Source organism: Pedobacter sp. 05T44 (genome assembly GCF_056395985.1).
In genome coordinates this window covers 195,714-211,593 of record NZ_JBFTKO010000009.1, presented here as the reverse complement: position 1 = coordinate 211,593, position 15,880 = coordinate 195,714, and the positions used below count along the sequence as shown (strand labels likewise).

Sequence of the window (15,880 nt, the reverse complement as noted above, 5' to 3'; positions counted from 1 at the left end):
CATTAATGAAGATTGCAATTTACGGTAGAGAGTTCAATAATAGTGTATTGCCTTATGTGCAGGAAGTATTTAATGTTCTCGACAGTTATAAAAGCCCGATTCTGGTTTACGATAAATACCTTGATTTTGTAAAAGATAAAATCAAATTACCAGCCAATATGCAGGTTTTTACCTGTCACGACGATCTTCTGGGAGAAACAGATGTATTGTTGAGCTTAGGTGGTGATGGAACGCTGTTGGATACCTTATCATTAATCCGCGACTCAGGAATTCCTGTAATAGGAATTAATTTTGGCCGTTTGGGTTTTCTGGCAAGTATTAATAAAGATGAAATAAAGAAAGCCTTTGAGGCACTGCACAACCGAGAATTTACCTTGGATAAAAGGAGTTTGTTGAGCCTAACTTCTAAGCATGGATTGTTTGGTGATGAAAACTTTGCATTGAATGACATTACGATTCACAGAAGAGATAACTCGGCCATGATGATTATTCACGCTTATATGAACAATGAGTTCGTTAACTCTTATTGGGCAGATGGATTAATCATTGCTACACCAACAGGTTCCACAGCTTATTCATTGAGCTGCGGTGGTCCGATTATTTATCCAAGTTCACAAAACTTTGTTATTACGCCAATTGCACCTCATAATTTGAATGTAAGACCGGTGATTATTCCTGACGATGTGTCGTTAACTTTTGAAATTGAGGCAAGAAGCTCCAAATTTTTAGTTTCCTGTGATTCAAGAACAGAAACAGTGGACAAGTCTGTCAAAATAATACTGAATAAAGCCAGCTTTCATGTAAATTTAATCAGGCTTAATAACGAAACCTATTTAACAACTTTAAGGAATAAATTGCTTTGGGGCATAGATACCCGGAATTATTAGAATGGATAAGAAACAACTTGTTTATTTTCTTGCAATGTTTCTTTGTGGAATCAGTGCAAAAGCCCAGGTTTTTGAGGTGGGTGCAGTTGCTGGTGGAGCAGGTTATTTAGGAGATTTGAATCAAAACAAGCCGCTAAAAATAAGTGGAATCTCGGCAGGAGCTTTTGTGAAAGTAAATATAGATCCATATTGGGCAGTTGGGCTCCATTATACATATGGAAAGATAAAGGCGGATGATACAAAATCGGATAATGAACATTTCAGAAATAGGGGACTTAACTTCAGCACCGCATTAAATGAGGTGAGTCTGCAGGTAGACTTCAATTTTTTTGAATACTTTGCGGGAGGAGGCACCAAAAGATTCTCGCCATATATTTTTACAGGAATTGGAGGAGTATTGTATAATCCTACCGCCAGATACTCAGGTGTTGTGGGATTGGAAGATAAAAAATATAATTTGAGAGATTATCACACAGAAGGACAGAATGTATCTTACAGAAATTATGCACTAACGGTTCCTTATGGAGTAGGAGTAAAAGTAAAATTGAAAGAAAACTGGGGGTTATTTAGTCAGATCGGTTATAGAACAGCATATACTGATTATCTTGATGATGTTAGTGGCTTATATCCAAATATTGCGCATTGGAATAACGAGCCAAATGGAGATATAAGTAAACTGCTTTCAAACCCTTCAAATCCTACTTCTACTGATTTTCAATACACTCAAAGAGGAGATTTTAGAAAAAGAGATACATATATGTTTGTAGGTATTGGCATATCTTATACCTTTGTGTCCCAAAAATGTTATACATTTTAGGCATATTTGCAGGAAATTAATGGGATTTAAAGAACAAATCGACGTAACACGCTTACCAGAGCACATCGCCATCATCATGGATGGAAATGGGCGATGGGCAAAAAATCAGGGTAAATTCAGACACTTCGGTCATGAAAGTGGTGTGCTGTCTGTAAAAGATATTGTAGAGGGTTGCGCTGATATAGGAATAAAATATTTAACTGTTTACGCCTTTTCGACAGAAAACTGGAACAGGCCTATTGAAGAAGTTAATGCCTTGATGGAGTTGTTGATATCAACAATCAATCAGGAAACGGCTACTCTTAACAAAAATAACATCCGGTTAAATGCAATAGGTGACATTGCGTCGTTACCCCAAAAATGTATTGATGACTTACGCAGTGCTATGGAAAAGACAGCGAAAAATACCCGTTGTACTTTAACATTGGCATTAAGCTATAGTGCTAAATGGGAGATCATTGATGCCGCTAAGAAACTGGCACAGAAGGTTAAAGACCAGAAATTAAATATTGAAGACATTAATGAAGAAAATTTTGCAGCTGAGTTAACAACAGTAAACATCCCTGATCCTGAACTCATGATCAGAACAAGCGGCGAGCATAGAGTGAGTAATTTTCTGTTATGGCAAATGGCTTATACGGAACTTTATTTTACTGAAACACTATGGCCCGACTTCAGGCGAGAAGACCTTTTTGAGGCTATTGTAGACTATCAAAAACGCGAACGCCGCTTTGGTAAAATTAGTGAACAATTGAACTAATTTTACTTTTAACACTTTTTAACATGTGTTTAAATTAACTTAGCATCGATTTTTAGATTGTAAATGAAAAGAATATATCAACTCATATTATTGTTATTGATTGGTTTACCAACAATGGCACAGATTACCCGACCGTCCAATACTGCACCACCTACCCTTAAAGTTAAGGGCCTGGACTTGGATTATTTTAATCCAAAAGAGTACATAATTGGAGGTACTACCCTTACCGGAACTCATTTCATTGACAAGGATGTAATCATTACTTTATCTAAATTGATAAAGGGAGAACGTATTGTATTGCCAGGTGAGGCAACAGCCAATGCAATTAAGACCTTGTGGGCTCAAGGCTTATTTGATGATGTGCAGTTAGATATTGCTAAAATTGTAGAGGACACTGTTTATTTTGACATTGAGGTGGTTGAACGACCGCGTTTAAGTTCATTTGAAATTAATGGCGTGAGTAAGTCCCAAAAGACTGACATCATGGAGAAATTAAATGAGAAAAGCGGAAAATCTATTATCAATGATAATTTATACAATTCAACAACTGCAACAATAAAGAAGTTCCTTTTAGGTAAGGGCTACTTTTTTACAACAGTAGAGTATAAAACAAAACCTGATCCAAGCTTGGAGAATGGAATGATTCTGCAGGTGTTTGTCGATAAGGGTCGAAAAGTAAAAGTTCATGAGATAAACTTTACCGGAAATAAGGATTTTTCATCTGCTAAACTGCGTAAGTTTTTAAAGAAAACAAAGCAACAGGCATTCTATAAAGTATTTGGCTCCGGAAAATTCAACAAGGAAAAATACGATGAAGATAAAGTAACGCTTATTGCCAAGATGCAGGATAAAGGCTATCGTGACGCTGTTATTCTTAAGGATAGTATTTTCCAGTATAGTGATAAAGCAATTGGTATCAATATCGATGTGTATGAAGGTCCTAAATATTACTTTGGTGATATTACCTGGGCAGGGAATGCTAAGTATACAACTGAGATCCTGGAAAAGACCTTTGGCATTGAAAAAGGAGAGGTGTTTAGTGAAGAAAAGCTTGAAAAGAAATTAAGAGGTAGTGCAAATGGGGATGATGTTTCAAGTATTTATCTTAACGATGGTTATTTGACTTTTAATGTTGATCCTGTACAAACCAAAATTCACGGTGATACTGTAGATGTTGAAATGCGTATTTATGAAGGACCTCAGTATACCAATAATCGTATTACTTTAAAAGGAAATACCATAACAAATGATAGGGTAGTATTAAGGGAGATTCGTACAAAGCCAGGAGAAAAATTCTCTAAGGATTTATTGATCCGTACTGTTCGTGAGATTGGTCAATTGGGTAACTTTGATGAATCTAAAACGGTTCCAACTCCTAAACCGAATCCGGCTGATGGTACAGTAGATATCGAATATGCTGTTGAAGAAAAACCTTCTGATCAGATTGAGTTATCTGGTGGTTTTGGTGGTGGTAACATTATTGGAACATTAGGACTTACCTTTAACAACTTCTCATTAAAAAACATATTTAATCTGGATGCTTACAAACCTCTGCCTAAAGGTGATGGTCAGAAATTAAGTCTTCGTGGACAAACAAATGGTAAGTATTATCAATCTTACAGTTTCTCTTTCTCTGAGCCTTGGCTTGGTGGTAAGAAACCAATCAGTTTTGGCGTAAGTGCATTTACATCATTACAATCAAATGGTTTGAAGGCTGCTGATAGCAGGTTCCAAAAGATTCGTTTAAATGGTGTGACTGTTAGTTTGGGTAGAAGGCTGAATTTCCCTGATAACTATTTCCAGCTAACACATGCTATTAATGTTCAGCAATATATCTTAAATAACTACCCAGGATATTTGTTTAGTACAGGAACTTCTTACAACCTTAACTTAACTCAAGAGTTAAGCAGGGACTCAAGAAATCATCAGATTTTCCCAACAGAGGGTTCGTACTTTAAGTTCACTATTCAGGCAACTCCTCCATACTCTCTTTTAAATAACATTAATTATGCAACGGCATCTGATAAACAACGTTATAAGTTTACAGAGTATCACAAATGGAAATTTGAGTCTCAGTGGTTCCAAAGATTGGCCGGCAAATTTGTTGTGATGGCACAAGCTCAGTTTGGTTTCTTAGGAACGTATAACTCGGCAGTTGGAGAATCGGCGTTCGAACGTTTTAAATTGGGGGGTGATGGTATGCAGGGATTTGATTTCTTGCAAGGTTCAGAAGTAATTAAGATGCGTGGATATGCAAATAATGCAGTAATTCCACAAGGATCTGATGCAACTATTGCGCAAAATTCAGGAAGTCCTATATTTACTAAATATGTTATGGAATTAAGATATCCAGTGATTGCAAGTCAACAAGCAACTGCGTTTATTGTAGCATTTGCCGAAGGTGGTAATACCTGGAACAAGTTTGGAGATTTTAATCCTTTTAACATTAGAAGGACTGCAGGTGTTGGTGCTAGAATATTTTTACCGATATTTGGAATGTTGGGAATTGATTATGGGCATGCCTTTGATAAAATTCCAGGAATTGTTGATGGTGGAAAACAAAATTTCACCTTCAGTATTGCACAACAGTTGGGAGGACTTTAATTAATTAATGCTTTTAGAAATGAAAAAATACTTTTTAATTTGCTTTTTGCTCTTTACCGGCTTTGGAGCATTTGCACAAAAGTTTGCTTACGTAGATACTGAATATATACTTAAACATTTACCTGAGTATAAATCTGCGCTGGATCAAATGAATGTGTTGTCTCAGCAATGGCAAGAGAAGGTTGATGCTAACTTTACTGAGATAGATAAGATGTATAAGGCTTACCAGGCAGATCAGGTATTGTTAACTGAAGATATGCGCAAAAGAAGAGAGAATGAAATCATTGAAAAGGAAAAAGCGGCTAAAGATTTTCAGCGCAAGATATTTGGTCCGGATGGAGATCTTTTCCAAACCCGTTCAAAATTGTTGAGTCCTATTCAGGATAAGGTTACAAAAGCCATTTCTGAAATAGCGAAAGTTAAACTCCTTGATTTCATATTTGATAAGAGTAGTGAAGCCACAATGATGATATACGCAAGCAGTACTTATGATGTAAGTAACGACGTTATTGTAAGATTGGGTTTCAAACCTGGAACGATGCTGAAATAAACACACAAATAGATAAATTAAAAACAATTATTAAGAAAAATAAAGATGAGAAAGTTAATGAACGCATTTTTTGTAACAGCTGGCTTATTGTTCACTGTCAACATCGCAAATGCACAACAAAAATTGGCACACTTGAATTCAGCGGCTATTATTGAAGCAATGCCTGAAGTTAAAACTGCCAGAACCACATTGGAGGCCTTTCAAAAAACGAAAACTGCTGATATTGATAAAATGATTTCTGAATACCAGACTAAACTTAAAGCGGCTCAGGACAAAGAAAAAACTATGAGCGAAGCTAACAAAGAAACTGTTGGTAAAGAATTACAAACAATGGGAGCTGAATTGCAGGATTTAGAGAAACGTATCACTGATGCAAGAACAAAAGCTCAACAAGAATTAGAAACAAAAAATGCAGAACTTTTTAACCCTATTCAGGTAAAAGCTGATGCTGCTATTAAGGCAGTCTCAAAAGAAAAAGGTTTTACATATGTATTTGATACTGCAAACCAGGGATTAGTGTACTGGGATGGTGGCGAAGACATTACACCTCTTGTTAAAACTAAGTTAGGTATTGCTGCCACTGCAACAACTCCTGCTCCTAAAAAATAGTGAAGATCAAACCTCTGTCACAACATTCGAAAGAAAACAGTTAGTAGAGGAAAAAATATTTAAATTGCGGGATTGAGTGATAAAACTCAATCCCGTTTCTTTTTGCAATGAATACTAAGCATTCCATTGGTGTTTTTGATTCAGGTTATGGTGGTTTAACTGTTTTTAAATCAATAGCCCAAAAACTACCTCAATATAACTATATCTATTTTGGTGACAATGCCCGTTCACCTTATGGAGATCATTCATTTGATACCGTATATCAGTATACCTTAGAGTGTGTGGAATGGTTATTTGCCCAGGGATGTCAATTGGTTATTCTGGCTTGCAACACGGCCTCAGCAAAGGCTCTTCGCTCGATACAGCAGAACGTATTACCTTTTAAATATCCTAATAATAGAGTTCTTGGAGTGATCAGGCCAACGGCAGAAATAGTAGGGGAGTTTACTTCTTCGAAAACTATTGGAGTCATGGGGACTCGCGGAACAATTAATTCCGAGTCTTATCTAATAGAGATTAATAAGTTTTTTCCGGAGGTAAAGGTTCTTCAACAAAGTTGCCCAATGTGGGTGCCATTAGTAGAGAACAATGAGCATTTGGATCGCGGGGCTGACTATTTTGTAGAAAAGTACATTAATGAATTGCTGGAGAAGGACCGCAAAATAGATTGTATTCTTTTAGCCTGTACACATTATCCCTTGCTTATTCCTAAAATAAAAGAAAAGCTTCCAGCGAATGTAAGTTTATTAGGTCAGGGTGATATCGTAGCAGACAGTCTGGTGTTGTATCTGAAAAATCATCCTGAGATTGAGTCAAAGATTGCAACACAGGGTAGCAAATCATTTTTTACTTCCGGAGATGAGAAGGTATTCAACAGGCACGCCTCCATTTTTTTTGGATCTGATGTTATTTCGTATCGTATAAGCCTGAAAACCCAGTCATTATAATCTGACCGAAAGATTGTATTTCTTTCTAGGTTCTAATTATTATTAACGGTAAATTTGCCGCTCAAATAACACATAATGAGTGACTCGATAAAACATGAATGCGGAATAGCCTTTATTCGCCTTTTAAAACCTCTCTCATACTACCAGCAAAAATACGGGACTGCACTTTACGGACTTAATAAGCTTTACCTCTTAATGGAAAAGCAGCACAACCGTGGGCAGGATGGAGCAGGGATTGCAACAATTAAACTAGACGTAAAACCAGGTCATCGCTACATTAGCAGATATCGCTCAATGGCACAAAACGCTGTTGCGGATATCTTTGGTTACGTTCAGAACAAATTTGTTGACATTCAAAACGAAACTCCTGAGTTGATGCAGGATGCTGAGTGGCTAAAAAATAATGTAAGTTTTATTGGAGAAGTTTTACTGGGACATTTACGTTATGGTACACACGGTAAAAATAGCATAGAAAATTGCCATCCATTTTTACGTCAGAACAACTGGATGACCCGGAACCTTGTTATTGCCGGTAATTTTAACATGACCAATGTAGATGAATTACTCGAACAACTTTATGAGCTTGGTCAGCATCCAAAAGAACAAGCTGATACGGTTACCGTTTTAGAAAAAATAGGCCATTTCCTTGATGATGAAAATCAGGAACTTTTTGACGAGTACAAAAAAGAAGGACTTGATAATGTTCAGATCACTCATAAAATCTCAGAAAATTTAGACATAGCAAAAATCTTAAAACGCTCTGCAAAAAACTGGGATGGTGGTTATGCGATCTCTGGTATTGTTGGAAATGGAGATGCATTTATTCTTCGTGATCCTTCAGGTATCCGCCCGGCTTATTATTATCAGGATGATGAAATTGTTGTAGCTGCTTCAGAGAGACCAGCAATTCAAACTGCATTTAATATCCCATTCAAAGACGTTAAAGAAATTGAACCAGGTCATGCGCTAATTGTTAAGAAAAATGGCACTGTAACTCAGGAGATTTTTAGAGAGCCTGAAGAAAAAAGAGCATGCTCTTTTGAACGCATCTATTTTTCGAGAGGTAGCGATGCCGAAATCTATAAAGAAAGAAAGCATTTAGGGGCGTTACTTTGTAAGCAAATACTTAGTGCAGTAAAATCGGATTTAAAAAACACAGTATTCTCTTTTATCCCTAATACTGCCGAAGTTTCATTTTATGGAATGGTTGAAGGGTTACATAGTTACATCAGAAATGTACAAAAAGATACTTTATTGCATCGTAAAGATTCTTTGAATGATGAACAATTGGATGAGTTATTGTCCATGTCTCCGAGGGTAGAGAAATTAGCGATTAAAGATGTTAAGTTAAGAACATTTATTACACAAGACGCAGATAGGGGTGATATGGTTGCCCATGTTTATGATACCACATACGGTGTAATAAAAAATCATACAGATACTTTAGTGGCGGTAGATGATTCAATTGTTAGAGGTACAACTCTTAAACAGAGTATTATCAAAATTATTGATAGACTGCACCCTAAAAAGATTATTATCGTTTCGTCGGCACCTCAGATACGTTATCCTGACTGCTACGGTATTGATATGTCGAAGATGGGTCAATTTGTTGCTTTTGAAGCAGCAATTCAACTTTTGAAAGCTCGTGGAATGGAGCATGTCATTGAAGAGGTATACCAAAAGTGTAAGGCTTCATTATTACTTCCAAAAGAGGAAATTGTAAATCATGTAAAAGACATTTACAGACCATTTAAACAAGAGGAAATCTCTGCACAAATTACTAAAATCATTACTCCTGACAATATCAATGCAGAGGTAGAGGTAATTTATCAGACATTAGATAATTTACATGTGGCTTGTCCAAATCATACCGGCGATTGGTACTTCTCGGGTAACTACCCAACTCCAGGAGGAAATAAGGTTGTTAATAAAGCCTTTGTAAACTGGAAAGAAGGAAACAATCAAAGAGCTTACTAGAAGCCTAATTAGCAGATATAAAAAGTCTCGTTGTAAAATGCAACGGGACTTTTTTATTGCCGTTGTTTACATGTGATACTTTATAAATACCTGAATAAATAACCTGATTGCAAATATTAAAATCACTGCCCCAGCTATTTTATTGAGGTTCTGAATGCTTTTTTCTTTAATCCGGTATCTTAATTTTGCTGCATAATACGTTTTAACACAATCAACTGATAGCTGGGTTGTCATCGCAATCACAAAGAATACCACCTTTTCGGCCATATCATAATGAAGCTGTACCGAGATAATACCCCCAACCATAATCCAAAACATCAAAGTAGACGGAGATAAGAGGCACATTAAAAACCCTTTTAATATATAACCTCTTTTTTTGATTTTTACAGTTTCTGAAATGTCGTAGCTTACTTTTACTTTATTAAAAAGATAGTAGAGGCCAATTCCAAAAAGGAACAATCCACCAATAATACCTATGTATTGATTGTATTCAGAATTATAGTCTACAAATTGTGAACTGAATATGGTAAGCGAGATAAAGATTATGTCGCTGAAAACTACACCTATAGCTAAAGAGAACCCAGCTTTAAAGCCCTTTTCTATGCTGGTTTTTATCATGGAAAAAAATACGGGACCCGTTAAAAACGAAAATAAAATCCCCGCACCTATCCCTTGTAATATTGCTTCAAACATTCAGCTAAACATATATAATACGCTAATATGCAATTTTAAACATAAAGTGACCTTATTTTTTTACTAGTTTTCATGCAGATATCTAACGTCCTGTAATGTGTAAACATTACACTTTAGCTTATAGTTTTTTTTATTTATGTTTAGCGTTCTAAAAAACCAAGTTTAAAATGAGTTCAGAAAATTCTCAAACCAAATGGGGCCAATTTATTCCCTTAGTCACAGTGTTCTTTTTTTGGGGCTTTGTAGCTGCCAGTAATGACATATTAATACCGGTATTTAAAAAAGCATTTGACTTAACTCAAAGCCAAAGCCAATGGGTATCACTTGCATTTTATATTGCCTATACGGTTGGAGCATTAATTTATAATGCCATTTCAGTTTTAATGAAACAGGATCTTGTAAATAAGCTGGGCTACAAGAATTCATTAGCTTTAGGTTTGGTTATTTCGGCTGTAGGAACGTTGTTGTTTTATCCGGCTGCAAATCTGGGCTCATTCCCCTTAATGTTATCTGGGTTGTTTATCGTGGCATTAGGATTTTCTTTGCAACAGACGGTAGCAAATCCATTGGCCATTGCATTAGGACCAATTAAAACAGGTTCCCAACGATTAACATTAGCAGGTGGTATTAATAACTTTGGTACTACAATAGGACCCCTAATTGTTAGTTTTGCCATTTTTGGTTCATTATCTACAGCAAGTGAAGATGTAAGTATTGAAAGTGTTAAAATACCATACTTAATTTTAGGAGTTGCGTTTATTGCGGTTGCAATATTTTTAAAGCTGTCTTCTCTGCCAGATAGACCAACCTTGGTTGAGTCGGTAATTGAGGATCCAAGCCATAAGGGTTCTGCTTTAAAATACCCTCAGTTGGTATTGGGTATGATTGCCATATTTGTTTATGTAGGTGTTGAAGTATCTACTGCAAGTAACCTGCCTGCTTACATGGAAAAGGACCTGGGATTTGCAATTAAGGATATTGCACCATATGTATCTTTATACTGGGCCAGTATGATGATTGGTAGATGGACTGGAGCTGTTGAGGCTTTCACCGACAATGTAAGTACACAAAAAATATTAAGGTTTGTGGCTCCATATTTAGCTTTCGGGATCTTCTTAGGTGTTAATGCAATATTTCACCATGATTTAGCTCCATTTTATGTTTATGGTCTAATTATCTTAGTGTTGATTATTGCTGATATGGCGAGTAAAGGAAATCCAGCCAGAATGTTGCTGATATTCTCTATCATAGGTATTAGTGCACTCTTAATCGGTATGTTTACAAAAGGTATGGTAAGTGTTTATGCACTTACAAGTGTGGGGCTGTTCTGCAGTACATTGTGGCCTTGTATCTTTACATTGGCTGTGAGTGGTCTGGGTAAAAATACAAGTCAGGGAAGTAGCTTCTTAATCATGATGATCATGGGTGGAGGAATTATTAGTTGGGTACAAGGATACGTATCTGAGTTCACTGGTATCCAATACAGTTATATAGTAGGTGTGCTATGCTTCGCCTATCTGGCATATTATGCCTGGAAAGTAAGCGGCATCCTTAGAAAACAAGGAATTGATTTCGATAAAAAAATAGCCGGCGGCCACTAAAATAGCCTTCGCATAAAAACTTCCCTCTTTGCTTAAAGGAGGGAAGTTTTTTTTTACCCTATATTTGCCAGCCGGTTTTTTGAATTAAAACGCATCAGATGAAGAAAGGATTTAAAGATATATTTATGAACTTAGCTACCGATCTGTCGCACCGCTCACACTGCGTGCGTGCCCATGTTGGAGCTGTATTAACAAAAGATACCCGAATTATTTCTATAGGCTATAACGGGCCGCCTTCAGGTACACATAACTGCGATGAAGAGTGGCCTGAAACAGGATGCGACAGAGATTCGCGCGGTAGTTGTTCACTTGCATTACATGCAGAAGAGAATGCCATATTGTATGCGGTAAAAAATGGTTCTAAAATATCAGGGTCAACTTTGTATACCACACTTTCGCCGTGTATTGCTTGCGCCAGGTTAATATTATCGTCAGGTATTAAATTAGTTTACTATAAAGATTCCTATGCAGAGTACAAGGGCTTGGCGAGCGATGAAGGTGTTGATTTTCTGCGAAGATTTGGTGTGGAGGTAATTAAATATTCTTAACTTTGGCCATGCTAGAAAAAATCATAATTCTCGATTTTGGTTCCCAATACACACAATTAATTGCCCGTAGGGTACGCGAGTTAAATGTTTATTGCGAAATTCATCCCTTCAATCATATTCCTGAAATCTCATCTGACGTTAAAGGCATCATATTTTCAGGTAGTCCATATTCAGTTCGTCAGGAAGACGCACCTCAAATAGATCTTGAAAAATTCCATAAACATTATCCTGTTTTAGCAGTTTGTTACGGTGCTCAGTATATTGCCCAGCACACAGGTGGAGAGGTTAAGGCTTCATCAACACGCGAATACGGCAGAGCCAACCTAAACTTTGTAGCAGATAATAATAAGTTATTTAAAAATATTAGTGCAGGTTCACAAGTGTGGATGTCACATGGTGATACCATTACAGCAATGCCTGCAAATGCAGAACTTATAGCCAGTACAGATAGTGTAAAAGTTGCCGCTTATCAGGTTAAAGATTCAGAAACCTATGCAATCCAGTTTCATCCAGAAGTAACACACAGTACTGATGGTAAACAATTGTTAGAAAACTTTCTTGTAGACATCTGCGGATGTAAACAGGAGTGGACTCCAGATGCATTTGTTGAAACCACCATTGCTGAGCTTCAGGCTAAATTAGGTAACGATAAAGTTGTTCTTGCCCTTTCAGGTGGTGTTGATTCAAGTGTTGCAGCAATCTTATTGCATAAAGCAATTGGTAAAAACCTACACTGCATCTTTGTAGATAATGGTTTGTTACGCAAAGGAGAGTACGAATCAGTTTTAGAACAGTACAAACACCTTGGTTTAAACATAAAGGGAGTTGATGCTAAAGAACGTTTCCTTAGCCAGCTTGCAAAAGTTAAAGACCCAGAATTAAAGCGCAAGGCAATTGGACGCGTATTCATAGAGGTATTTGATGATGAAGCACATGAAGTTCAGGATGTGAAATGGTTAGCACAAGGAACCATTTACCCAGATGTTATTGAATCTGTGTCTGTTAAAGGACCATCAGCAACTATCAAATCACACCATAATGTTGGTGGATTACCTGATTTCATGAAGTTAAAGGTTGTAGAACCTCTTAATACATTGTTTAAGGACGAGGTAAGAAGAGTGGGCAGATCATTAGGACTTGAACACTTTATTATTGGGCGTCACCCTTTCCCTGGTCCGGGATTGGCTATCAGAATTCTTGGTGAAGTAACTGCAGAGAAAGTTGCCATTCTACAAGAAGCAGATGCTATCTATATTGATAACTTAAAGGAAGCCGGCCTTTACGATAAAGTTTGGCAGGCGGGAGCCATTTTCCTTCCGGTTCAATCTGTTGGTGTAATGGGCGATGAGCGTACTTACGAAAACGTAATTTGCCTTCGTGCAGTTGAATCTGTTGATGGTATGACTGCCGATTGGTGCCATCTGCCATATAACGTACTCGCAAAAATTTCTAACGAAATAATTAACAAAGTAAAAGGAATTAATCGCGTCGTATATGATATCAGCTCAAAACCACCAGCTACAATTGAGTGGGAGTAAATATTGGGTAATAGCTTTTATTGGACTTTTTTTAGCTGCATGTTCACCTAAAATTCAAAAGACCACTACTAAAAAGCCCGATGTTCCTAAAAAGGTAGAAGAGAAAAAAGAAAAGCCTGCGTCTAAATTTACGCAGGCTGATATTTCTCTGCTGGTTCCGTTCAGATTAAATGATTTAAGACTTAAAACGGCCACCAAAGCTGAAGTCGAAAAATCAGCTATGGCAATCGATTTTTATCAGGGATTTAAGCTTGGTATAGATTCGGCAGCAGAACAAGGACTCAGTTTTAAATTAAATGTTTATGATTCCCGCGACAATAACAGTCAAATTGAAGGATTAATTAAAAACGGAGGATTAAGCAACAGTAATTTAATTGTTGGGCCGGTTTACCCCGCAGGATTAAAATACATTAAAGATTACTCTGTAGCGCAAGGCATTCCCGTTGTTAATCCGCTCGCGGCTACACATCCAGAGGAATTTAATAACCCAAATCTGATCTCTATTGTAAATAATATAGATTTACACGTCGAAAAATTAGGGTTTTATATTACTAAACATTACAATCCAGAAAACACAGTTTTAGTACTGATAGATTCAAAAGATGCAGGCAGTAAATTACTGTCAGCACCTGTAAAAGCATATTTTGAAAGCAGCAAGAAAAAGTTCACTTTTCAGGAATTTGCTTCTGTTTTTACTATGGAGCTGAACCTGATCAAGAATAAGAAATATGTCATTATTGTAACTTCCCCGGATAGAAAGTTTGTAATACCAACAATTGATAAGCTAGTAAAATTAAAAAATGCTGGTCTGGATATAGATTTGTATGGTCACCCTGACTGGATAAAACAAAATTATAATATAGACAAGCTTCAGGCGCTAAATACTGCTGTAACGTCGTCTTATAAGGTCGATTATAAGAATAATCATGTGATCTCATTTATTAAGAAATATAGAGCTGCGTATAGCTTTGAACCCGGTGAATATTCGTTTAAGGGATTCGATATCGGCTTTTATTTTGCTCAGCTTATTTCCAAACATGGAAAAGATTATCTGAAATACATTACAGAGGAAAAATATAAAGGGCTGCATAATAACTTTTCATTCTACCATGATGAAAAATTAGGTTATATTAATACCAGTTTAATGTTGTTACGTTACCAGGATTTTTCTTTAAATCTTATTGAATGAGGGTAGAACACCAGATCAGGGCATTTGAACAGGTATTTAAAAGTTATGACGGCACACAGCCGCTACATCGTTTCTTGTTTACTTATTTTAAGCAGCATAAACAAATGGGCTCGTCCGACCGGCGTTGGGCTACCAGATATATTTATAGTTTTTTCAGATTAGGTAAGGCACTCCTAAAAGAAGATACGATACTTCGTTTGGCTATTTCCGACTTCCTTTGCAATCAAACACTAAGTCTGGTAATTGAAACTAAGTTGCCTCAGTTTAAAGAGCAGATCAATCTTTCCGTTCAAGAAAAAATAGCTTTAATAACAGATCAGTACCCTTCCTTTAAACTTTCTGAGGTATTCATATTCAATGAAAACCTGAGTGAAGATATTGAAAAGCAAGACTTTTATGAGTCATTTTTTATACAGCCGGATTTATTTTTGCGAGTTAAACCGAGCTATATAAACCAACTTATTAAAACGCTAAAAGAGGCAGAAATAGCAGTTGAAGAGATAAGTAAAACTACTTTGGCCTTGCCAAATGGAACCAAACTGGAAAAAATTGTACCCTCACAACAGTATTATCAGGTACAGGATTTATCATCACAGAAAACAGGAGATTTTTTTGAACCTCAGACCTGGGACTATTGGTGGGATTGTTGTGCCGCCTCAGGAGGCAAATCCCTGCTTCTGCACGATCTTGAGCCTAGTGTACAGTTATTGGTTAGCGACGTAAGAGAAAACAGCTTAAACAATCTGGAGGAGCGTTTCCGTGAAGCGGGATTAAAAAAGTATCAGAAAAAAGTGTTAGATCTGCTTCAGAATAACGATCAGGATCTGCATCATTATGAATTTGACGGAATTATTCTGGATGCACCTTGTTCAGGGTCGGGTACCTGGGGTCGTACTCCTGAAATGCTTTATTATTTTGACGCTCATAAAATCAGTTATTTTTCGAAACTTCAAACAGCAATCGCAGGTAATGTTGTTAAATATCTGAAAACAGAGAAGCCATTGGTATACATTACCTGTTCTGTATTTAAACAGGAAAATGAAGATGTTGTAGCATGGATAGTCGAAAACCTACCCCTACAACTCGAAAAAATGGAAGTGATTAAGGGCTATAAGGATAAAGCAGATACCATGTTTATTGCTCGCTTTATTAAAAAATAG

14 protein-coding genes are annotated in these 15,880 nt (G+C 36.7%); 13 read left to right on the top strand and 1 reads right to left on the bottom strand.

From position 1 onward, the window contains the following. Window positions 1-5 precede the first annotated feature (5 nt). The 8 genes from AC1DDK_RS15700 to AC1DDK_RS15665 all read left to right on the top strand — a co-directional run bounded on the left by AC1DDK_RS15700 (window position 6) and on the right by AC1DDK_RS15665 (window position 9,151). Entirely contained in the window at window positions 6-887 is an 882-nt protein-coding gene (locus tag AC1DDK_RS15700) for an NAD kinase (RefSeq protein WP_172661187.1), read from the top strand. A 1-nt stretch (window position 888) separates the two neighbouring features. Continuing rightward, window positions 889-1,704, top strand: coding sequence for a type IX secretion system protein PorG (gene porG, locus AC1DDK_RS15695; RefSeq protein ID WP_172661186.1), 816 nt, complete (start codon window positions 889-891; stop codon window positions 1,702-1,704). Between the two features lie 19 nt (window positions 1,705-1,723). After that, window positions 1,724-2,464, top strand: a complete 741-nt coding sequence (locus tag AC1DDK_RS15690) for an isoprenyl transferase (RefSeq protein WP_288883585.1) — start codon at window positions 1,724-1,726, stop codon at window positions 2,462-2,464. Between the two features lie 63 nt (window positions 2,465-2,527). Then, complete coding sequence (gene bamA / locus AC1DDK_RS15685; RefSeq protein ID WP_048907230.1) at window positions 2,528-5,068, top strand: outer membrane protein assembly factor BamA; 2,541 nt, start codon at window positions 2,528-2,530, stop codon at window positions 5,066-5,068. 19 nt (window positions 5,069-5,087) lie between these two features. Then, entirely contained in the window at window positions 5,088-5,618 is a 531-nt protein-coding gene (locus tag AC1DDK_RS15680; protein ID WP_172661184.1) for an OmpH/Skp family outer membrane protein, read from the top strand. A gap of 45 nt (window positions 5,619-5,663) precedes the next feature. Further along, window positions 5,664-6,227 carry an OmpH/Skp family outer membrane protein gene (locus AC1DDK_RS15675; protein WP_172661183.1) on the top strand — a complete coding sequence of 188 codons (564 nt, stop codon included), beginning with the start codon at window positions 5,664-5,666 and terminating at the stop codon, window positions 6,225-6,227. Between the two features lie 107 nt (window positions 6,228-6,334). Continuing rightward, window positions 6,335-7,174: a glutamate racemase gene (gene murI, locus AC1DDK_RS15670; RefSeq protein WP_172661182.1), complete on the top strand. Its 840-nt coding sequence runs from the start codon at window positions 6,335-6,337 to the stop codon at window positions 7,172-7,174. Between the two features lie 75 nt (window positions 7,175-7,249). Further along, window positions 7,250-9,151: an amidophosphoribosyltransferase gene (locus tag AC1DDK_RS15665; protein ID WP_172661181.1), complete on the top strand. Its 1,902-nt coding sequence runs from the start codon at window positions 7,250-7,252 to the stop codon at window positions 9,149-9,151. 66 nt (window positions 9,152-9,217) lie between these two features. Here AC1DDK_RS15665 and AC1DDK_RS15660 read toward each other — a convergent pair whose 3' ends face one another. Next, window positions 9,218-9,844 carry a LysE family translocator gene (locus tag AC1DDK_RS15660; protein WP_048907226.1) on the bottom strand — a complete coding sequence of 209 codons (627 nt, stop codon included), beginning with the start codon at window positions 9,842-9,844 and terminating at the stop codon, window positions 9,218-9,220. A 167-nt stretch (window positions 9,845-10,011) separates the two neighbouring features. Between AC1DDK_RS15660 and AC1DDK_RS15655 the strand changes: the two genes are divergently transcribed. The 5 genes from AC1DDK_RS15655 (at window position 10,012) to AC1DDK_RS15635 (ending at window position 15,880) form a co-directional block, all read left to right on the top strand. Beyond that, window positions 10,012-11,445 carry an MFS transporter gene (locus tag AC1DDK_RS15655; RefSeq protein ID WP_172661180.1) on the top strand — a complete coding sequence of 478 codons (1,434 nt, stop codon included), beginning with the start codon at window positions 10,012-10,014 and terminating at the stop codon, window positions 11,443-11,445. A gap of 98 nt (window positions 11,446-11,543) precedes the next feature. After that, on the top strand, window positions 11,544-11,993 hold the full coding sequence (locus AC1DDK_RS15650; protein WP_288883581.1) for a deoxycytidylate deaminase: 450 nt from the start codon (window positions 11,544-11,546) through the stop codon (window positions 11,991-11,993). Between the two features lie 8 nt (window positions 11,994-12,001). Beyond that, window positions 12,002-13,531, top strand: coding sequence for a glutamine-hydrolyzing GMP synthase (guaA, locus tag AC1DDK_RS15645; protein WP_172661179.1), 1,530 nt, complete (start codon window positions 12,002-12,004; stop codon window positions 13,529-13,531). Beyond that, on the top strand, window positions 13,488-14,720 hold the full coding sequence (locus tag AC1DDK_RS15640) for an ABC transporter substrate-binding protein (protein WP_172661178.1): 1,233 nt from the start codon (window positions 13,488-13,490) through the stop codon (window positions 14,718-14,720). Before guaA ends, AC1DDK_RS15640 begins: the two co-directional genes overlap by 44 nt. Then, window positions 14,717-15,880: an RsmB/NOP family class I SAM-dependent RNA methyltransferase gene (locus AC1DDK_RS15635; protein ID WP_172661177.1), complete on the top strand. Its 1,164-nt coding sequence runs from the start codon at window positions 14,717-14,719 to the stop codon at window positions 15,878-15,880. The genes AC1DDK_RS15640 and AC1DDK_RS15635 overlap by 4 nt, the downstream gene beginning before the upstream one ends.

Coding starts and splice junctions, on each gene's coding strand:
- AC1DDK_RS15700 (WP_172661187.1), top strand. CDS start 6: ATGAAGATTGCAATTTACGGTAGAGAGTTCAATAATAGTGTATTGCCT.
- porG (WP_172661186.1), top strand. CDS start 889: ATGGATAAGAAACAACTTGTTTATTTTCTTGCAATGTTTCTTTGTGGA.
- AC1DDK_RS15690 (WP_288883585.1), top strand. CDS start 1,724: ATGGGATTTAAAGAACAAATCGACGTAACACGCTTACCAGAGCACATC.
- bamA (WP_048907230.1), top strand. CDS start 2,528: ATGAAAAGAATATATCAACTCATATTATTGTTATTGATTGGTTTACCA.
- AC1DDK_RS15680 (WP_172661184.1), top strand. CDS start 5,088: ATGAAAAAATACTTTTTAATTTGCTTTTTGCTCTTTACCGGCTTTGGA.
- AC1DDK_RS15675 (WP_172661183.1), top strand. CDS start 5,664: ATGAGAAAGTTAATGAACGCATTTTTTGTAACAGCTGGCTTATTGTTC.
- murI (WP_172661182.1), top strand. CDS start 6,335: ATGAATACTAAGCATTCCATTGGTGTTTTTGATTCAGGTTATGGTGGT.
- AC1DDK_RS15665 (WP_172661181.1), top strand. CDS start 7,250: ATGAGTGACTCGATAAAACATGAATGCGGAATAGCCTTTATTCGCCTT.
- AC1DDK_RS15660 (WP_048907226.1), bottom strand. CDS start 9,844: ATGTTTGAAGCAATATTACAAGGGATAGGTGCGGGGATTTTATTTTCG.
- AC1DDK_RS15655 (WP_172661180.1), top strand. CDS start 10,012: ATGAGTTCAGAAAATTCTCAAACCAAATGGGGCCAATTTATTCCCTTA.
- AC1DDK_RS15650 (WP_288883581.1), top strand. CDS start 11,544: ATGAAGAAAGGATTTAAAGATATATTTATGAACTTAGCTACCGATCTG.
- guaA (WP_172661179.1), top strand. CDS start 12,002: ATGCTAGAAAAAATCATAATTCTCGATTTTGGTTCCCAATACACACAA.
- AC1DDK_RS15640 (WP_172661178.1), top strand. CDS start 13,488: ATGATATCAGCTCAAAACCACCAGCTACAATTGAGTGGGAGTAAATAT.
- AC1DDK_RS15635 (WP_172661177.1), top strand. CDS start 14,717: ATGAGGGTAGAACACCAGATCAGGGCATTTGAACAGGTATTTAAAAGT.